Origin of the sequence: Maribacter caenipelagi (assembly GCF_004364175.1) — a bacterium.
Lineage (GTDB): Bacteria > Bacteroidota > Bacteroidia > Flavobacteriales > Flavobacteriaceae > Maribacter > Maribacter caenipelagi.
Map to the genome: position 1 here is coordinate 209491 of NZ_SNZW01000013.1, position 21418 is coordinate 230908.

The 21418-nt window shown below is 36.6% G+C and carries 15 protein-coding genes; 10 read left to right on the plus strand and 5 right to left on the minus strand.

The features are described 5' to 3' along the window. Positions 1–6: 6 nt before the first annotated feature. Entirely contained in the window at positions 7–1080 is a 1074-nt protein-coding gene (locus tag DFQ03_RS05815; protein ID WP_133672235.1) for a DUF1611 domain-containing protein, read from the plus strand. After that, the gene (locus tag DFQ03_RS05820) at positions 1077–2144 is read left to right on the plus strand and encodes a mandelate racemase/muconate lactonizing enzyme family protein (protein ID WP_133672236.1); all 1068 of its coding nucleotides are present in this window, start codon (positions 1077–1079) and stop codon (positions 2142–2144) included. Before DFQ03_RS05815 ends, DFQ03_RS05820 begins: the two co-directional genes overlap by 4 nt. Here the strand turns inward: DFQ03_RS05820 and DFQ03_RS05825 are convergent, their stop codons facing one another. From DFQ03_RS05825 to DFQ03_RS05840, 4 genes are read right to left on the minus strand one after another with little or no spacing between them, the layout of a single operon-like run. Further along, positions 2145–4775, minus strand: a complete 2631-nt coding sequence (locus DFQ03_RS05825) for an MGH1-like glycoside hydrolase domain-containing protein (RefSeq protein ID WP_133672237.1) — start codon at positions 4773–4775, stop codon at positions 2145–2147. 21 nt (positions 4776–4796) lie between these two features. Next, on the minus strand, positions 4797–5099 hold the full coding sequence (locus DFQ03_RS05830) for an antibiotic biosynthesis monooxygenase (RefSeq protein ID WP_133672238.1): 303 nt from the start codon (positions 5097–5099) through the stop codon (positions 4797–4799). A gap of 41 nt (positions 5100–5140) precedes the next feature. Then, positions 5141–6787 carry a S41 family peptidase gene (locus tag DFQ03_RS05835; protein WP_133672239.1) on the minus strand — a complete coding sequence of 549 codons (1647 nt, stop codon included), beginning with the start codon at positions 6785–6787 and terminating at the stop codon, positions 5141–5143. Between the two features lie 30 nt (positions 6788–6817). Then, entirely contained in the window at positions 6818–7501 is a 684-nt protein-coding gene (locus tag DFQ03_RS05840; RefSeq protein ID WP_133672240.1) for a cell division ATP-binding protein FtsE, read from the minus strand. Positions 7502–7656: 155 nt separating this feature from the next. Here DFQ03_RS05840 and DFQ03_RS05845 point away from each other — a divergent pair, with 155 nt between their 5' ends. From DFQ03_RS05845 to DFQ03_RS05860, 4 genes are all read left to right on the plus strand, one after another. Continuing rightward, positions 7657–10674: a tetratricopeptide repeat protein gene (locus DFQ03_RS05845; protein WP_133672241.1), complete on the plus strand. Its 3018-nt coding sequence runs from the start codon at positions 7657–7659 to the stop codon at positions 10672–10674. Between the two features lie 124 nt (positions 10675–10798). Further along, a complete protein-coding gene (locus DFQ03_RS05850; protein WP_133672242.1) occupies positions 10799–12553 on the plus strand; it encodes a TonB-dependent receptor in 1755 nt (584 codons plus the stop codon). A gap of 158 nt (positions 12554–12711) precedes the next feature. Beyond that, positions 12712–14724: a hypothetical protein gene (locus tag DFQ03_RS05855; protein WP_133672243.1), complete on the plus strand. Its 2013-nt coding sequence runs from the start codon at positions 12712–12714 to the stop codon at positions 14722–14724. A gap of 128 nt (positions 14725–14852) precedes the next feature. Then, a complete protein-coding gene (locus DFQ03_RS05860; protein ID WP_133672244.1) occupies positions 14853–15959 on the plus strand; it encodes an OmpA family protein in 1107 nt (368 codons plus the stop codon). Here DFQ03_RS05860 and DFQ03_RS05865 read toward each other — a convergent pair. After that, the gene (locus DFQ03_RS05865) at positions 15956–16738 is read right to left on the minus strand and encodes an NIPSNAP family protein (RefSeq protein ID WP_133672245.1); all 783 of its coding nucleotides are present in this window, start codon (positions 16736–16738) and stop codon (positions 15956–15958) included. The two genes, DFQ03_RS05860 and DFQ03_RS05865, sit on opposite strands and share 4 nt — an antisense overlap. A gap of 84 nt (positions 16739–16822) precedes the next feature. On the opposite strand from DFQ03_RS05865, the gene DFQ03_RS05870 reads away from it, so the two are divergent. The 4 genes from DFQ03_RS05870 (at position 16823) to DFQ03_RS05885 (ending at position 21371) form a co-directional block, all read left to right on the plus strand. After that, positions 16823–18127 carry an MFS transporter gene (locus DFQ03_RS05870; protein WP_133672246.1) on the plus strand — a complete coding sequence of 435 codons (1305 nt, stop codon included), beginning with the start codon at positions 16823–16825 and terminating at the stop codon, positions 18125–18127. Between the two features lie 80 nt (positions 18128–18207). Continuing rightward, a complete protein-coding gene (locus tag DFQ03_RS05875; protein ID WP_133672247.1) occupies positions 18208–18969 on the plus strand; it encodes an NYN domain-containing protein in 762 nt (253 codons plus the stop codon). Between the two features lie 77 nt (positions 18970–19046). Continuing rightward, positions 19047–20861 (plus strand): DUF885 domain-containing protein, encoded by a 1815-nt coding sequence (locus DFQ03_RS05880; RefSeq protein WP_133672248.1) that lies wholly within the window; start codon positions 19047–19049, stop codon positions 20859–20861. 81 nt (positions 20862–20942) lie between these two features. Further along, positions 20943–21371 (plus strand): hypothetical protein, encoded by a 429-nt coding sequence (locus DFQ03_RS05885; protein ID WP_133672249.1) that lies wholly within the window; start codon positions 20943–20945, stop codon positions 21369–21371. Positions 21372–21418 lie beyond the last annotated feature (47 nt).

Consider the following 21418-nt stretch of genomic DNA (forward strand, 5'->3'; position numbering starts at 1 on the left):
AGATAGATGAAAAAAGTTATTGACGGTAAAGCACTAGTATATTGTGAAGGAGCATTTAATACTCCGAATGGTAAAACAGCACATGGTCTGGTTCGCTTTACCGAGCGTTATGAGGTTGTGGGCGTTTTAGATGAAAAATATGCGGGTAGAGATGCCGGTGAAGTATTGGATGGAAGACCGAACGGAATTCCAGTTTTTAAAGATTTAGAAGCTGCCATTGTTGCACTTAAGGCTAGTGAAAACTTGCCAAGTTACTTGGTAATCGGTCTTGCGCCAGATGGTGGTAGATTGCCGCAAGTGGCAAAGGGGACAATTAAAGCTGCTTTGCAAGAAGGGTGGAATGTAGATAGTGGTTTGCACGATTTTTTGACCAATGACCCCGAACTTGTGACATTGGCAAAAGAAAAGAATGTAACCATCAGAGATATCAGAAAGACTCCCGATCGTGATCAATTGCATTTTTTTACAGGTGATATCGAGAAAGTAGATTGTTTGAAATTAGCGGTATTAGGAACGGATTCTGCTTTAGGAAAACGTACTACCGCTTGGATATTGGTACATGCATTTCGTAATGCGGGTAAAAAAGCGGAAATGATTGGAACCGGACAAACAGGATGGATGCAAGGTGCAAAATATAGCATGGTGATGGATAGCTGTATAAACGATTTCGTTTCTGGTGAAATTGAACATGCCGTTGTTAGTGCCTATAAAAATGAAGACCCAGATGTTATTGTAATTGAAGGTCAAGGGAGTTTAATGAACCCTGCATACCCTGGCGGATTTGAAATTTTAGCTGCAGGTAGACCAGATTATGTAATTCTACAGCATGCACCAAAACGATTGGAGTATGACGGATTCCCAGGATATAAAATGCATTCTTTAGCTGAGCAGATAAATGCCATACAAGTTATTTCTGGTAAAGAAGTAATTGCAATTACCGTAAACCACGAGGATATGAAAAAAGAGGAAATTCTTGATGTTTGTAAGGCAATCACCTTAGAAACCAAATTACCTGCTTTTGACGTGTTAGAATATGGTGCAGATGATTTGATCGCACTTTTAATGGAGAAAATTAAATGAGAATAACCAATATTTCTTTTGAGCGTTTAGATCTTAAATTATCTGATCCTTACACTATTGCTTACGAGACGATCGATCGTACCAGTAATTTTATTTTAAAGGTTGAAACCGACGGTAAAATTGTGGGTTATGGTTGCGCGGCACCTGATCCTGTAGTTACCAATGAATCGCCAAGTGATGTTACCAATGCTATAAAAAATATCATTATTCCGTATTTATTGGGTAAAGATCCTTTTACATATGCATTGTTGCTTTTAGAGCTGAAAGAATTATTGGGCAAAAGGTCATCGGCTTTGGCGATGGTAGATTTGGCTTTGTTCGATATTATGTCTAAAAAGGCTGAGGTACCGTTGTATAAGTTTTTAGGTGGCTTTCGTAATAGTATCGCTACCAGCATTACAATTGGTATTATGAGCATAGAAGAAACCTTGTCTTATGCCAACGAGTTTGTAAAACAAGGTTTTAGAATTTTAAAAATAAAAGGCGGTTCTAATCTTGAAGAGGATATCGCCAAAATGCGAATGATTCACGAGAATTATCCAGATATTGAATTGCGTTTCGATGGTAATCAAGGGTATTCGGTGAAAGAATCTGTAGATTTTGTAAAGGCAACGGCTGCTATAGGTATTGAAATATTTGAACAACCAACAAAAGTAGAGGCAGAAGACCGATTAGGTGAAGTAACCGATTTGGTGAGTATACCTGTAATGGCAGATGAAAGCCTAAAAACATTGACCGACGCATTTCGCCTTGCACAGAACGAACGTGTAGATATGGTAAATATTAAACTACAAAAAGTTGGTGGTATTTGGGTAGGTATGCATATCAACTCCGTTGCAAAATCAGCGAAATTAGATGCTATGGTAGGTTGTATAGACGAATGCGGATTAGGTATTGCTGCCGGATTACATTTTGCCCTGTCTAGACCAAACATTGTTTATGCTGATCTAGACGGACATTTAGATATTATTGATGACCCCTATCATTCCATATTCAAGTTGGAGAAGGGGATTTTGTATCCGACCGAAAAATACGGATTAGGTTTCTCTGAGTCAAATTTATAACTAGTCGTTCTCTAGCTGCTCAATAAGATTCGCGACCAGTGCCGTCCAACCAGTTTGGTGAGATGCACCTAAACCACGACCGTTCTCTCCATGAAAATACTCATAGAATAATATCAAGTCCTTGAAATGAGGGTCTTGGTAGTATTTCTCGTAGTTTTTATTGATGGCTCTATTGCCTTTTTCATCTTTCTCGAACATATAGATAAGTCGTTTGCTCAACTCATCGCTCACCTGTTTTAGATTTAGCAATTTTGAACTTCCCGTTGGGTATTCAAAAAGGAAATCATTACCATCATACCATTGGTATTCTCTAAGCGCTTGAATGAACAGGTAGTTCATAGGCATCCAAATAGGTCCTCGCCAGTTAGAGTTTCCACCAAATAAAGAAACGGTAGATTCTGCAGGTTCGTAATCAATGGAATAATCTACACCGGCAATATGAATTTGATATGCTTCCTCGTGTATTTTCGACAGTGACCTAATGCCATATTCACTCAAGAATTCTTTCTCATCTAAAAGCGCCGTAACCAATTTTTGCATTCTATCTTTTGGTACCAAAGACAATAATAGATCTCCGCCTGCTTCGTATTGCTGTATTACCTCGTATTTCAAATTGTCTTTACGGTACTTTTTAAACCAAAGCACACTTGCCTTAAATTTCGGGAATTTATCTAGCACACTTTTTTTAATGGTAAGTACCGCTGCCAATGATAACATACCGGCAATTGATCGAACTTTAATAGTGGTCGATTGTCCGTCAGGTAGGGTTAAGCGATCATAGAAAAAGCCTTCAACATCATCCCAAGTATTGGCTTTGTCGGTATCCATTTTGTTCAAAGCCTCAGCAATGAATACAAAATGTCCAAAGTACTTGGTCGCCATATCTTCATACGAATCGTCATGTTCTGCGATGCGTAAACTAATTTCTAACATGTTTAGACTGTACATTGCCATCCATGCGGTACCATCTACTTGGTCTAAAGAACCTCCACCTGGCACACCATGGCTACGGTCAAAAACCCCAATATTGTCAAGACCTAAGAATCCGCCTTGAAAGACATTGTTGTCATTTCTATCTAAGCGGTTTACCCACCAATTGAAGTTCAACGATAGTTTATTGAACATGCGTTTTAAGAACTTGATATCGGGTTTGCCGGTAATTTTTTTATCGGTGCCATAAATCTGCAAAGTTGCCCATGCCTGTACGGGCGGATTCACATCACTAAAATTCCATTCGTAGGCAGGTATTTGTCCGTTAGGCGACATGTACCATTCTTTAGTGAACAAAAGCAATTGGTCTTTAGCGAATTCTGGATCAATAGATGCAAACGATGCACAGTGAAAAGCAGAGTCCCAAGCAGCATACCAAGGATATTCCCATGCATCTGGCATAGAAAGTATATCATGGTTTCGTAATGTTTTCCATTGGCTATTACGACCATATAATCTTTCTTTTGGCGGCGCCGTAGTCTTATAATCACCATCTAACCATTTTTCAATTTCGTAATTATAATACTGCTTCGTCCAAAGTAAACCTGCAAAAGCTTGTTTTAAGATCGCTTTTTGGTCTTCGGTAGCTTTAGGGGCTATTTCATCATAGAATTGAGTACACTCTTTTTGTCTCTTTTTAAGTATGGAATCGAAGTCGGTAAAAGGTGCTTTCAGTGTTTCTTCGGTTAAGCGAAGTTGAAATGTTTTTGATTCGCCACCATCTAAAATTACTTGGTAGAGTGGGGCAAATTTGGTGCCTGATTTGTTTTTTGTCGCTAACTCAAAATCATTGTTGCAGACGGCATTATTGAACAAATCTTTCTTAAACGGATGGTCATTTTTTCCTTTATAAATGGTCTCTTTGTTAGTTTCATTCTCTGTAAAGAATAACTGCTCTGCCTTTTGAAAATAGAGATTGTAATTGCCCACATATGGGTGGTCTATGTTTACGAAAGGTTCTTTTTTGGTTCCTTTTTGAGTGATTATAGGTTTTTTAGAAATCTCTTTAAACGTCCAATGATTGCGCATTACCATTTGCGGTAATAACGAAATAGGTGCAGGTTTTGAATTTCTATTGGTGATTGTAATTTGAATGAGAATATCGGTTTCGTCACCTTTTGCATACTCGGTGCTGACATCAAAATAGGTGCTATCGTCAAAAATACCGGTATCCAATAATTCGAATTCCAACTCTTTACGATGGCGTTTTAAGTTCTCGTTAATTAGTTGGTTGTACGGATATTCTTTCTGAGAATATTTGTACAAATATTTCATATACGAATGCGACGGAGTATTCTCTAGGTAGTAATACAGCTCTTTCACATCTTCACCGTGATTACCCTGCGGTCCTGTTAACCCAAAAAGTCGTTCTTTTAGTATGGGATCTTTGCCGTTCCACAAACCAATACTAAAACACATATTACAATAGCGATCGCTAATACCTGCAATACCATCTTCTCCCCAACGAAAAGCACGGCTTCTGGCATGGTCATGCGGAAAATAGTTCCAGGCATCGCCACCGGCACTATAATCTTCACGTACCGTACCCCATTGACGTTCACTTAAATAGGGTCCCCATTTTAACCAGTCTTTTTCTTCTGTGTTTTGTTGGAATAAACGTTTTTTTTCAGGATTTTTCATAAGTCAAAGTAATGCGTTTAATTAATCTGCGAAGATTTCAAAGTGAGTAACTTTTTCGGGAAAATCGATAAGATAGTTTTTGTCTTCAGGATAGTATTTTGCTATTTCATAATCTTGACCTGCAAAATTTTTAATGACTTCTAAATTGTCCCAAACGGTAATAAGTTTAAAATAGGCGAAATGTTTGTCGGTATTTTTCAAGAACATAAGCTTGACAAAACCAGTAGTTTTACTGTAGTCGGGTATGGCACGAACTTTCATAAAGTCTTCGTACTCATTAAGGTGTTCTATTTTGGTTTTACCTTCCCAAATTCGTGCGATCATGATACCAATTTTAAAAGTATAATATTAAAGAATTTTGGTAGTTATTCATTAGCTAGCTCAATAGCTTTTTCTAGAATTTCATCTCGACCATTTTTAATGCCTTCTACAGTTGGAATTACTTCTAGATCAATCTTTACTCCTAATCTTTGCGTTTCAGTTTTGTCAGGATAAAATACACCAATTCCTGAAAATCCGGTTTTAAATCCTCCTAAAATTGTAAAGGGACTTACATTACCATCTGCACCAAGAGTTTGATTTCCAATAGTTGTGCTATTCTCGTTTGACTGTAATGCCATGGCATACCATTCAGCGTAACTTATTGTATTTGAATCAACAAGAATAAAAATTTTCCCTTGGTATGGTTTCTTATTTTTTTTACCCAAAGGTTCAGTATCTTTCCAAAAGAACTTTCCTGGGTAAGTATAATCAGGAACAATGATTTTGTTAAGTTCTTTTGGTGTACCATTTAAGAATGGGATTATTTTATACATACTGAATTTAGGATAATTCCTCAAATCAAAAATAATTGATTTTGTAGCTCTCAAAGCATCCAATAGAAACTCTACCTCGTCTACTTCAATATTCCCTAAATTCACATAGCCAATTTTGTTTTCTAGAATTTTCCATTTTTCTCTCTTAGGTCTCTTGTAGTTGAAATCTTCGAAGGCATAGCGACCAATTTTTTTAGTAAAAAGTTTATTCTGCTTTATAATTTCTATTTCAATAGAATCTGTAGAGCCATTAAAAATCTTATCAAACGCATATGCAGCTTTTGCAGGTTTGTTTGACCCCTTTAAATATTTATTATTTTCTTCTAAATATTGTTCAATGGTTATACCGTCAATACTTATAATTTCATCGCCAATTTTTAAATTGTTCAGTTTGGCAAGAGAATCATTATAACAGCCAGTTATAATGGCTGAGTTATTTATTATTTGGTATTTAGCAGGAATAAACTTCTTTCCAAAATAATCATCTAATAGGTCGGTTTTAAACCATGCATGTGAATCATTTAAATTCACTATAAGTTCTAATATCGCTAAATGATAATCTAGTTCATTTTTTGAATTCAAAAAGGTTGGTATCATCTGTATTAAAACCTCATTCCAATTTAAATCCGTTTGATATTTATATGGAAAAAAGTATTCAATAGTATTCCAATATTTTACTAATGTTAATAATCTATGGGATTCATTCTGCCAGTCGAAATCTAATGTGGAGATATCCTTTTCTAAATTGATATTTCCACCTTTCTTATTAATTGAAAAATATTGGCTTTTACCTTGAAACCTATTGGTTTCTATAGCTTTTAATTTTTCGGATAAGTCATTGTTGAATAATGTGCTGTCTTGTGTCCATGATAAATCAAAATTATCATTGAAGTATGTAACGTTATTTTTAGGCTTGCAGGAATTACAGTTTTTAATTTTGCCTTGAGAATTTATCCATGTTAAGAGTACATCTGATAATTCATTTTTTGATTTAGCATGTTTTACGGATGGAAGTATTCTTATGAATTCGTTATCCCAGTTTAAATCACCTTTTGCAACTTGAGGATGGTAATATTTTAAAAACCCCCAAACTTTACTTACTGTATATAATTTATCATTTTCTGATAATTCATTTTGGGAGAAAAGTGAACTTGTGACAAGTGAAAAAATTGTAAAAAACAGAATTATTCTTGTCATATAACAGATGAAATATTTTGATTTAAGTGTCTACACCGCTCGCTGCACCACCTCAAACACTTTATTGGCATCGCACTTAATGGTTTTAGATGGGAATTTTAATATCAATGCATAATCGTGCGTTGCCATCAAAATGGTTCTTCCAGATTTGTTGATTTCCTGTAAAACCTTCATCACTTCTACACTGGTTTGTGGATCAAGGTTTCCGGTAGGCTCATCGGCAATAATCAGTTCTGGATCATTTAATAACGCTCTTGCAATGGCAATACGCTGTTGTTCTCCACCAGAAAGCTCATGTGGAAATTTAAATCCCTTGGTTTTCATACCTACTTTTTCAAGTACATTAGATACTTGGGTATCCATTTTAATCTTATCCGTCCAGCCAGTTGCCTTTAAAACAAAAGCCATATTTTGGTTGATATTTCGGTCTGGGAGTAATTTAAAATCTTGAAAAACAATACCCAGTTTTCTACGTAAAAACGGAATGTCTTTTTCTTTCAATGTTTTAAGGTCGAAGTCAACCACATGACCTTCACCTTTTTGTAAAGGTAAATCGCCATATAGCGTTTTCATGAAGCTACTTTTGCCGCTACCGGTCTTACCTATAAGGTATACAAATTCCCCTTTGGCAATTTTTATAGTTACTTCACTTAACACCAAACTCTCTTTTTGAAAAATAGAGGCATCTTTAAGTTCTAAAACAATCTCTTCCATAACGCAAATGTTGATATAAAAGTAATAAGTTCCATTTGATATTAGAGACCCCTTTTTTAAAATCTTTTTTTTTGATGGGGTATTGCACATACTTAGGTACAATTTTTGCCGTTATCACATGTGATACTGGTAATACTAAATAGGTACAGAACACTATGCTTAAAAAAATCACCGCTTTTATTCCATTGGTATTCGGTTTGGTCGCTTTGACCAGTGCCCAAGAAACTAAGATTTATACCCACGAACATAAAGCTTTTCAAGACGCGCTTGCGCTTTACAACAACGAACAATATCAAGCTGCACAGACCATTTTTGAAAAGGTCAAAGTGACTACAAAAGATGAGGAAACCGCTGCCAATAGTGCATATTACGCAGCCAATGCGGCAGTGCGCTTAAACCAGATGGGTGCAGACCGATTGATGGAAGATTTTGTGGAAAAATACCCGACTTCTACCAAACGTAATTCTGCCTTTGCCGATGTGGCAGAATATTATTTTCAAACAGGTAAATATCCGTATGCGTTGAAATGGTACGACAAGGTGGATCAAAACTCACTTTCTCGTGGCGAGATGGAAAAGTTCAACTTCAATTATGGATATTCTTTATTCTCATCACGTAAAACAAAACAAGCTGAAAAGTATCTTGAAAAGGTAACGAATTCTCAAGTGTACGGTTCTCAAGCAAAATATTACTTGGGTTATATTTCATATCAAGAAGATGATTATGAAACGGCAAACCAACGTTTTGATCAAATTACCGATCAAGATGTTTTGGAGGAGAAGCTGAGCTATTATCAGGCTGATATGAATTTTAAGTTGGGTAAATTTGAAGAGGCAATTGCCTTGGCAAAAAAACAGTTGGCAAAAGCTGATCGAGGAGAAGTATCTGAATTAAACAAGATTATAGGGGAGAGCTACTTTAATTTGAAGCAGTACGAAAATGCGATTCCGTATTTGACAGAATACAACGGTAAAGGTGGTAAATGGAGCAATACCGATTACTACTACTTAGGGTATGCGTATTATAAAGGTGGCGATTATAGCAATGCCATCGCTCAATTCAATAAAATTATTGGTGGTACCAACAGCGTTGCCCAAAATGCATACTACCACTTGGCAGAATGTTATTTGAAGCTGGATAAAAAACAGGAAGCGCTAAACGCTTTCCGTAATGCTTCGCAAATGGATTACAGTGCCGAGATTCAGAAAGATGCTTTTTTAAATTATGCACGTTTAAGTTATGAGGTGGGTAATGCCTATGAGCCGGTACCACAGGTAATAACAAATTATTTGAAAACGTATCCGAAAGATGAGCATCAAGATGAGATGCAGACCTTATTGGTAGATTCATACATTACTTCAAAGAACTTCACAGGTGCTATGAAGTTGTTGGAGGAGAATAAGAATTACGCCAGTAAATCGATCTATCAAAAAGTAGCATACTATAGAGGTATCGAACTTTTTATGGAGGGCGATTATAACGAGGCATCAGCGAATTTTGCGAAATCGTTAGGTAGTGCAGAAGACATGCTTTTTAAAGCACGTGCCGATTATTGGAAAGCGGAGTCTGATTATTTGTCTAATCGTTTTGATGAGGCAGTAAAAGGGTATACGGCGTTCAAGAATAATACATCGGCAACAAATACAGAAATGTATGCCGATGTAGATTACAATTTGGCATATAGCTATTTCAAGCAAAAAGAGTATACCGATGCCATTACATATTTCAATTCGTTTACAGCGAACGGTAATGCAGATGTAGAAAAATTACATGATGGTTATTTGAGACTGGGTGATAGCTACTACGCTACTAGTAAATACTGGCCGGCTATTGAAACTTATAATAAAGCATTGGCGTTAACAGGACCGGAGAAAGATTATGCATTTTACCAGAAAGCGATGAGCTATGGTTATGTAGATAGAGGTGATAGTAAAATTGAAAACCTAGAGGAATTCGTTAGCCAATACCCAAGATCAAGTTTTAAAGATGATGCGTTGTTTGAGTTAGGTAACACCTATGTTTCTCAAGGGCAAGAGAACAAAGGTCTTGCAGCTTATGATCGTTTAATCAGTGAATACAGAGGTAGCTCATTAGTGCCACAGGCATTAATGAGACAGGGATTGGTAAATTATAATGCCGCTAGAAACGAAGCAGCTTTGGCAAAATTTAAAACTGTTGTTCGCGATTTCCCAAAAACACAAGAAGCAATACAGGCTGTTGCTACGGCAAAATTGGTCTATGTTGACATGGGTCGTGTAAACGAATATGCAGAATGGGTTCGCGGACTCGATTTTGTACAGGTTACCGATGCTGAACTGGACAATGCCACTTTCGATGCTGCACAAAAGCAAAACTTAGAAGGTAATGTTGATGCTGCTATTAAAGGATATAAAAACTACATTCAGCAATTCCCGACCGGGTTACACGCCGTAGATGCCAACTTTAGCTTAGCACAGTTATACTTCGGAAAAGGAGAAAAAGAATCGGCTTTACCATATTACAAGTATGTTGCCGATAGAAGCACTAGCGAATATGCAGAACAGGCATTAACTCGTGTTTGTGAAGTATATATTTCTAAAGATGATTATCAAATTGCGTTGCCATATTTATTAAAATTAGAGAGTCAGGCGAACATTCAGCAGAACAGAACTTTTGCTCGCTCTAATTTGATGAAAGGGTATTACAATCAAAAGAATTATCCGAAGACCATAGAATACGCCGATAAGGTATTAGCAACTTCAAATATTGATAATAGAATTAAGAGTGATGCGCATATTATGATTGCAAGGTCTGCCATTGCAACTAATGACGAAGCTAAAGCAGAATCTGCCTATGCAGAGGTGTTACAAATAGCGTCTGGAGCCACGGCCGCAGAAGCATTGTATTATAACGCTTATTTTGAGCATAAAGATGGGGCTTACGAGAACTCTAATATCGCCGTTCAAAAATTAGCAAAAGACTATGCAACATATAAGGAATGGGGTGGTAAAGGTTTAGTGCTGATGGCCAAAAACTACTACGCATTAAATGATGCTTACCAAGCAACATACATTCTAGAAAGTGTTATTACAAACTTTAGTCAATACCCAGAAATTGTTTCAGAGGCAAGTGCAGAGCTTGCTATTATTAAATCGAAAGAGGCGAAAAGTAACTCATCGGTTGATCCTAACTAAAAATTACGTACACCAATAAACAAACTCCGGGCAAGCCCGTGAAACATTGAATTGAAAATTTTATTTAGATTTCGACGCAAGCGTCGAAACATTTAAATCTCGATTATCTAGTAAAAGAACACCTATGTACAACAAACATATATTTACGCTTATATTTTTAACGCTTGGCTTTCAAGTTGTTTTTGCTCAAGAAGAAGAGGAAAAAGATTTGGGTACAGAGACCGTAACGGTTACTAAAGCATATACGCCAACAGTTTCAGATGCTTTTAAGATTAAGTCGGTTCCGAATATGAACGACTCTATTGTGTTGCAGAAAAAGCCGATTAATTATAGCATATTTTCTGTTCCCGTAGCATCTACGTTTACACCGAATAAAGGCACGGCATCGAAAGTAGAAAGATTGCCACCACCAGTGTTATATAATTCGTATGCTTCCTTAGGTGCAGGATTGTATGGTAATGTACTAGGTGAATTTTATACCAGTAGAACAATTAATAGAGATGAGAATTTCGATATTGGCTTTAATCACTTATCGTCTCGTGGCGGTATTGACGGTGTAGAATTGAACGATACTTTCTACGATACCAAATTAGATGCGTCATACGCAAAACGTGATCGCGATTTAGATTGGGGAGCGGCAATAGGTTTGCAACATCAATTGTATAATTGGTACGGAATCGAGCCTGGCGTTTTCAGCGCAACAGAGCTTGACGGTATTGATGAACGCCAAAATTACTACATGGGAGAGGCTAGCGGACATATTAATGTGGAAGATGCTTATTTCAAAAGAGCGGATTTAAAATATAGAAGATTTTTTGATGCCGTAAGTTCAGGTGAAAATAGAGCGATATTCAATACCGGATTTGAGTTTCCAATGAACGAAGAGACTTTAAATGCAAAAGTAAATGTTGATTATGTTGGTGGTACTTTTGAAAATGCTTCTGTAAGCAGTACCACAAATGATAACGGAATATCTTATAGGAATTTACAAGTAGGTATTAACCCGTCTTTAAAAATGCTTCGCGATGATCTTTCGCTGAATTTAGGAGTGAATGTGGTCTATGGAATGGATTTAGAGAATAGCGAAAGTAACTTCTATATCTACCCTGCAGTGACAGCTTCATACAGATTGTTAGATGAAACGGTAATCGCTTATGGCGGAGTAACGGGAGAATTAAAGCAGAACTCTTATTATGATTTAGTGGAGGGTAACCCATTTGTTTCTCCAACTTTGAACATAGCACCAACGGATAGTCAGTATAATGCTTATGTTGGTTTTAAAGGTCAGTTGTTGCCTAATTTAAGTTATAATGTAAAGGGGTCATACTCGGCAGAGAACAACAGACCGCTGTATACATTGAATCCTAGAAATGATTTTAGATCAGATGAGAAAGGTTATTATTACGGCAATTCTTTTGATATTTTCTATGATGATATCAAGACCTTGGGAATTTTTGGTGAGTTGAATGTAGATGTGAACCGTAATTTTACAGCAGGTGTAAATGTAGCCGTGTATGATTACAGTACAGAAACCGGTAACCCAGCTTGGAACTTGCCAAATTTAAAAGCTTCGCTGTTTATGGATTATCAGATTGGGGAGAAGTGGTACGCAGGTGCTAATTTATTTTATGTTGGCGAGCGTGATGATTTTTCTTCAACGGTGGTTCAAAATGCACAACCGAGCGAGTTTCCTGCAACACTAATTACTTTAGATGGTTATTTTGATGCCAACGCTCATGTAGGGTATCGCTATACCGATCAATGGTCATTCTTCATAAAAGGAGCAAACTTATCTAATAATGCTTACCAACGTTGGGCTAATTTTCAAGTTCAGGGAATTCAAATATTAGGAGGAGCGACGTATAAATTCGATTTTTAGAATACAACTTCAACATATTTATAGACGCCTAAGGGTATCAGAGTTATCTGATTCTTAGGAGTTTTTTTATTCTTTAGAATTTTAACATTTAAAACCAAACCCTCTTTAGATTATTTCGTAGGTATTTGTGGTATAACTTATTAAACCTAGAATATAATATGAAAAAATCTATAATTTATTTAGCAATTTTCGCCGGAGCATTATTTTTTGCCTCGTGCAGTGACGACGATGATGCCATGGTCGATGGTACGCCAATAGCAACGTGTGAAGACGGTGTAATGAACGGTGATGAAACTGGTATTGATTGTGGTGGTTCTTTTTGCGAGCCCTGCGGTGAAGGAATGACGGTTTTAGGTCGTAGAACAGACCTTTTTGTAACTAATAATGAAAACGGAAATATTTCAAGATACAGTGTAACCGGTGATTCTTTAGTAACATTGATGACAACGACTACCGCTGCAGAAGGTATTTATTATGATGCTACTACTGATGTGCTTTTTCAAGCATCGAGAAGTGCATTACAATTAGAAGCTTTTGCAGATGTAAGTACTTTAATGGATGGTGATGCAGTGGCATCTTCCTATTCTAGTGCTGCAGATTTAGAGAGCCCTAGAGAATTGGCGGTTAACGGTACTTCTTTTGTAGTTGCCGATAACGGATCAAATATATTCTTTGTATATGAAAATACAGGCAGCGGATTTACACTGATGAATACCGTTGAAGTACCGTTCCCGGTTTGGGGTATTACTTTTAAAGGTGATGATTTATACGCTGTTGTTGATACAACGGGCGACTTGGCAGTTTATTATGATTTTCTTTCTAACGCCAACTCGGCTATTTTAAGACCTTCTAAAAGAGTTACGATTGAAGGTATTGTAAGAACACACGGTATTACTTATGATGGTACGGACGATGTTATGGTATTGACCGATATTGGTGATGCTACAGATGCAAACACAGATGGTGGTTTTCATGTAATTTCAGAATTCTCATCAAAATTCGATGCATTATCAGATGGTGAATTATTACCCATAGGAATGCAGGTAAGAGTAGCGGGTTCATCAACTTTAATGGGTAACCCTATTGATGTTGCCTACGACTCTGAAACCGATGCAGTATATGTTTCTGAAATAGGAAATGGAAAAGTATTAGGATTTACCTCTATAGGTTCTGGTGGCGATGTGTCTCCGTCTTTCAACAAAGATTTGGCAATGGCTTCATCTATTTATTTCAGTAGTGATGAAACAGATGGTAACACAGGAGATTCTAGTGACGCTAGGGCAACAAGATTATATGCGACGAGTACTGCCAATGGTGATGTAAGTATTTATGACGGTTCTGGTATGCTAACTAAAACTGTTGCCACAGGATCTGATGCTACAGAAGGTATTTATTATGATGCTTTTAATGATGCTATAATACAGGCTTCAAGATCTGGCTTGGCGTTGGAGTTTTATGGTAGTTTTTCTGCTGTAACCGATCTTGCAAATATTGCTGCGGATTTTTCAGGTAGTGCGGAGTTGGCCAGCCCTAGGGAAATTGCTGTTTTTGGTAATAAGGTGGTAGTGTCAAGTAATTCGGAAAATAAGTTCTACGTATATGAATATAACGGTTCTAGTTTTAGTTTGTTGAATACTTTTGATGCCGGTTTTAACACTTGGGGAATTACTTTTATGGGCAATAGCTTATTGGCTGTAGTAGATAACACAAGTGATTTAGCGGTGTATGACAATTTCTTGACCGCTTTTTCCGCTGATGGTGCTATTACACCAACAAAAAGAATTACGGTAGACGGTATTGTAAGAACACACGGTATAGATTATAGCGAAGCTGATGATGTATTGGTTATGACCGATATAGGCGATGCTACAGATGCTAACACAGATGGGGCTTTTCAAGTGACCCAAGATTTTGCAGCTAAATTGGAAGCTGTAGATAATGGCGGAACATTAGCGCTATCTGATCAAACAAGAGTTGCGGGTTCTTTGACAGAAATGGGTAACCCAATTGATGTTGCTTACGATCACAAAACAAAAACAGTATTTGTTGCAGAGATAGGTAATGGTAAAGTTCTTGCCTTTTCTGATGCATTAAATGCGAGTGGTAATATTGCGCCAGCGGTTAGTAATGATCTAACGTCTGCTGCATCTATTTACTTATATAACAACTAAGAGTTAAAGTAAGGTTTGGTTTTTTATTGTTAGTAAGGCCCTTCTCATTTTTGAGAGGGGCTTTTGTATATAGGTCAATTACTCCATTTTGTGGGATTTCAGTATTTTAGAGATTCTGAACAACGCAAATGTCTACTAGAATACCTCTTTTTGGAATTATAAGTATACTGATGTTCTGCATGAATTTTTACGGATTTGGACAAAATTTGGTAGTGAATCCTAGTTTTGAAAAGTATAGAGATTGTCCCGTTAAATTGGGTAATCTTGAAAAAGATGTGATAGATTGGAATATACCGACTTTAGGTTCTACCGATTATTTTAATGGTTGCAGCATTGTTATGGGTACGCCAGAGAATTTTAATGGTAAGCAACCAGCTAATTTCGGTGTCGGCTATGTAGGTTTCTACATGTATGCACCCAACGATTACAGAGAATATATTCAAGCAAGGTTAAGTTCTACGTTGAAGAGAGGAGAACGATACACGATTTCATTTTACGTGAGTTTGGCTGAACGGTCAGATTTTGCTGTGAAGGAATTTGGCATCCGGTTTACTGAGTTTCCTGTGGCTGTACAAACAAGCAAGGTATTATCTGGATTACACTTTTCTAAGATGCAGGGTGAAATATCCGAAGAACTAGAAATATCCTATACCAAGTATTATTCCGATGAAATCAAATGGGTGAAATTGAGTACGGAGTTTGAAGCTTCGGGCACAGAAAATTATTTGACTATTGGAAACTTTAAAAACAACAAACGCACACAGAAATATCAAACGAAAAGAAAAATTACCAAAGGTTCTTACTACTATTTAGATATGGTTTCGGTATCGAAGGTGAATGCAAAACCTCAAAATTCAGAGGTTACAGTGCTCAAAGAATACGAATTGGATAGCGTGCACATATTTAAAGATGTGTATTTCAATTCTAATACTTCTAAAATAAGAGGAAACCACCAGCAAGAGATGGAATCTTTGTTGTCTTATTTAAAAAAGAATTCAAATATTAATATTGAAATTTTTGGCCATACCGACAGTATTGGATCAGATTCTTTTAATAAACGATTGTCTATACGCCGAGCTGAAGAGGTGGTTACATATTTAACTAAAAACGGAATTCAAAATAATAGAATCACCAAGCAAGGTTTTGGTAGTTCAAAACCCATTTCAACGAACGAAACGGAAGCCGGTAGATTTCTCAACCGGCGCGTAGAATTTATTTTAAGTAAGGCAAATTAGTAATCAGAATACTCGGTTGGGTACAGCAAATCGATATCTGCATGGCTCACGGTATTTAGGTATTTATCCATTACAGAAATTTCTTTCCATTTATCAGAATCAACGAAATCTTTCCAAAGTGCATCACGTTTTTCCATATTTGTGAAAGTGGTCATGTACATCAAATTGGGCATTTTATCACCAGAGATGACATCGGCATAGAAAACTGCATTGAATCCTAATTTTTCAAATAGTTCTACTTCACCACCTTCATTGAACATATTTACTTTTCTTTGGTACATGGCTTCGGTTGGACCTTCATAACTGCGTAATTCATACACTCTATCTGCACGTGAGCCTTCTACTTCGCTTGGCTTCATTTTAGGCATATCTGAAAAAGCACGCAGTAATACTGAACTGATTCGTTCGAAAGGTTTTTTGTCGTGTGTTGCATTGATATAATCGGCACCTGCATAAAGGTGGGTTTTATCTACTGCTAACATAGCTTCTAGTTTATCAAAAGTTGCTAATGACTGAAAAGGGATCAACACGTATATCTTGTTACTTACCTTAAACTTATTGGGTCGTACCTTAAACACCCCAATATTTTCAATACCCATTCTTTTTAAAGCCGGTATGTAGGCATTCTTTAAATAGTCATCGACCATTTTCTCTTGGGTTTCATTTTTTATGGTGTAGGTTTTTAGCTCGTAGTATTCTTTTTCTTGAGCAAAGCTTGAGAAAGATGTAATTACCGCAAGCAAAAATAGAAGTACGGGTATTGAGAATTTATTCTTCATTTGTTCTGATTTTGTTTTTAGATTAACAAGTTAATGATAAAATGAGTGAAGGCGATGCTGTACTTTTGTACTAGCAAATTTTCTATGGCAAATTTTCTTCAGAAACCATTAATTGATCCAGCTAAAAGTCCCATTTTCTACGGTTATGTCATTCTCGTAATCGGTACTATTGGCATCTATTGTAGTATTCCAGGTCAGACCATTGGTGTGTCCGTTTTTACAGACCCGGTTAAAGATGCATTAGGTCTTTCGAGAAACCAATTTAGTAATGCCTACATGATCGGTACTATTGTAAGTTCTTTAGTCATCGGTAGGGCAGGTGTTTGGTTTGATACGTATGGCGCACGTTATGTGGCATTTTTTGCAGCGATATCACTGGGGATAACTTTGTTTTTGTGTTCTTGGTCTGCCATAATGAGTTCGTATATTAAAGAGCTGCTAGAAATTGATACGTGGATAGTGCCTTTCGCATTAATGACCGTGTTGTTTTTCTTATTACGTTTTGCGGGTCAAGGGGTGTTAACGATGGCATCTCGAAATGTGATCATGATATGGTTCGATAAGAATAGGGGGAAGGTCAATTCTTTTAGTAGCGTTGCGCTTTCTTTCGGATTCTCTTCTTCTCCACTTTGGGTAAATGCACTTATTGATGGTTATGGTTGGGAAAGTACTTGGCAGTTTTTAGCTATCGCATTGTTGGTTTTTAGTGTATGTATCTACACATTTTATAAAATATCGCCAGAGAAACATGGTTTGTTACCTGATGGCGCAAAATCATTATCGGCAGATGAGGAAGAGAAAAAAATACTACCAAAACAGTTTACGTTAGAAGAGGCAAAAAAAGAAAGAGCATTTTGGATGTACGGACTTACCCTTGCCTTTAATAGCTTCTTTATTACGGGGCTCACATTTCATGTTGTTTCTATTTTTACGAACGAAGGTTTTGTAAAAGAAGATGCCATTGCCATTTTCTTACCTGGTTCTGTAGTTGCCGTTACCGTTTCTACCATATTCAATTTTCTAAGTGACTACCTGCCATTAAAGCTATATTTATATTTAATGTTGCTAGGGGGATTCTTAGCCTCTCTCGGATTCCTTTTCTTGCCAACTGCAGCGGGCATACCTATGCTGATTGCAGGTTTTGGTATTTTAGGCGGATTCTTCGCAGTTCTGAATGCGGTTGCCTGGCCTCGATTTTTTGGTAGAGCGCATTTGGGAAGCATCACTGGGAAAATAATGAGCTTTTTGATTTTGGCGAGTGCATTGGCACCAAGCTTATTCAGTCTTTGCTTATCTACTTTTGGGTCGTACCAAATGGTAGGTTACCTTGGTTTGGCTTTTTTGATATTTTTGGTCATTGGTTCTATTAAGGCTAATAATCCGCAGTAAAAAAATCATTTTTAACTTTATCGGTTAACATCTTGCTATTCAAGTAGAAATCAAATTACCTTTACATAAAACACTACAAAATGGATTTGAATTTAGCAGTATTGATAGATGGCGATAATATACCGTCTGCCTATGTAAAAGAAATGATGGAGGAAATTGCTAAATACGGTAACCCTACCATAAAACGTATTTATGGCGATTGGACCAACCCACGATTAGGGAAATGGAAAAATGTTTTGCTTGAAAATGCGATTACACCTATTCAGCAATACGGATATACACAAGGTAAAAATGCAACCGATTCAGCCATGATTATCGATGCTATGGATATTCTTTATACCGGCAAGGTAAACGGATTCTGTATAGTTAGTAGCGATAGCGATTTTACGCGTTTGGCTACGCGATTAAGAGAGGCAGGTATGCAAGTATTTGGTATTGGTGAGCGTAAAACACCTAATCCGTTTATTGTAGCTTGTGATAAATTTATTTATATAGAAATTCTTAAAAGTAGATCAGAAGAAGAAATTTCAGATGCTACAAATAAAACACCCACAGAAAAGAATACGGTCGATAAGATTACACCTAAGGCATTACGTTTTATTTCTACGACTATCGATGATGTTGCCGATGATGATGGCTGGGCGTTTTTAGGTGATGTTGGTAGCTTATTACAGAAAAAACAGCCAAATTTTGATTCTCGTAATTACGGATTTCAAAAACTAACACCGCTGATCAATTCCATTCCTCATTTCGAAATTGAAAGAAGAGAAGATTCTAAGGGGCGTAAAAAATTGATTTACGTAAAAATTAAAGAGAAGGCGAATTCTAAATCGAAGAAGTAAATCGTTTTTTAAATTCAATAAAATAGAGGTTGATCAATCATAATAGTTTTGTATTTTTCAGTACAAATACTAATACTATGATTCGTACGCTTTGGCTTTTATTGTTCGTTGTTATTATTACTTCTTGTAAAGAATCTACAAAACAAGAACAGTTTACTACAACGAAACCTATCGCTGAGGTTTTTGCCGAATTTTACGAGTTTAAGAAAAGTATCAACCCTATAGAGGCAACCAAAGCTGGCTTTTCGGAGTATAATGACACGATAGCCGATTATATTTCTGATGATTACATTCTACATTTAAAAGATCGTTACACTTATTTTCTAGAAGAACTAGGTCAATATAATGCTGCTAATGTGAGTGCGGCCGATTATATGAGTTTGCGCGTTATGCAGTGGGATTGTACAGTGAAGTTAGAAGGGGCGATGAACCCCATAGTTACGGTTGCTTCGCCTATCTATGATTTGCCAAGTTTTGAGTTAATGCCACTTTTTCAGATACAATCTTTGCATTTATATGTTGCCCAGCTAGCAGGTGGCACTAGTGTACAGCCGTTTAAGAGTATTGAAGATTATAATAATTGGTTAAGCAGGTTAGAAGATTATTTAATGTTCTTAGACACATCTATCGAGAAGATGAAAACAGGTATGGATAAAGGTGTAGTGCTACCAAAAGTACTGACCTTAAAAATGCTGCCACAGATACAATCGTTTATTGATGTTCCGCTTGAGGAAAATCTGTTCTACCAGCCGGTTATGAATTTTCCCGATGGCTTGCCTGATGTTGATATGGATATTCTTCAAAGTAATTATGAAGATTTCATTCAAGAAAAACTGTCGCCTAAATATGTGGAGTTGAATCGGTTTTTATCGGAGGATTATTTACCTGCTTGTAGAGATACAGACGGACTACTAGACCTTCCAAATGGAATAGAAACGTATCAATATTTAATAAAATTACATACGACCACAACTATGAATGCTGATGAAATTCATGCATTAGGGCTGTCTGAAGTTGCTCGTATTTCCAAGGAAATGGAAACGGTTAAAAATGAAATCGGATATAAAGGAGACCTAAAATCATTTTTTAACTCGCTACGTAATAAAAAAGAATTGATGCCTTTTTCAAAACCAGAAGAGGTCATTGAAAGTTTTAATGGTATTAATGATCGTATTGCTTTACGAATAGATTCTTTGTTTGCATTAACACCAAAAGCAGGTTTCAATGTGCGTAGAACAGAAGCATTTAGAGAAGCATCGGCAAGTGCAGAATATGTTCCAGGTTCAAAAGATGGATCAAGAGCAGGAATTTTCTATGTACCGATCCCTGATGTAAAAGGTTATAACATGGTACATGATGAAGCTTTGTTTTTACATGAAGCGATACCTGGGCATCATTTTCAATTAAGTTTACAACAAGAGAATAAAAATCTTCCGGAGTTTTTGCACCCTGAGAGTATGGGTGTTTTTGTGGAAGGATGGGCGTTATATGCAGAATCTTTAGGAAAGGAATTGGGGATTTATACCGATCCATACCAGTATTTTGGTATGTTGAGTATGGAGATGCATAGAGCAATTCGTTTAGTCGTCGACACAGGTATTCATGCAAAAGGATGGAGCAGAGAAAAAGCGATTCAATACTCTTTAGATAATGAGGCTGAATCTGAGGAGAGTATTATTGCTGAAATAGAACGTTATATGGCAACACCAGGCCAAGCGCTATCGTATAAGATTGGCCAGTTAAAAATTAGAGAACTGAGAACCAGGGCAGAGAAAGCTTTAGGCGATAAATTTAATATTAGAGAATTTCATAGTCAAATTTTAGACTCAGGTAGTTTACCTTTGGTATTATTAGAAGAAAAAATAACAAATTGGATTGCTCAGCAAAAGTAGTAATGTAGTAAAAGCCTGACATTTATTTGAAATATTAAAATAATATCGACGTTAAGAATAGATAGTATAACACCACCATTAATGAAAACCGCAAGATTATTATTTCAAGGTATGCTGCTGATAGTAGTATTCTGTTCATTTTCTTCAATAGAGTACAATTCAGCTAAATACAGTAGTTTGCAAAAAACCGAAGCGACTGTTAGCACCGATTCTGTTTTGGGTGTTTGGAAATATACGATGACAAATGTTGAAGCACCTTATGAGAAAGGTATCTTTTTTATAACCCAAAAAGACGGTACATACGATGTTTCTGTGAAATTAGCCACTGGTATGCTTACAGGTCTAGATGTGGTTGTACAGGATAACGGTATCAACTTTAATGTAAATTTCGAAGGCTTAAAACGCGTATCTTTTATATTAAAGGTTAACGATGACAAAATCATGGGAGAAAGTTATTCTGTCATTGGTACCAGTGAAATTTTTGGAGTTCGCCAATTACCTGTAGAATAAAGATTTAAATCTTTCCGAAAAAATACTTAGTTTTCAGTATTTTTTTA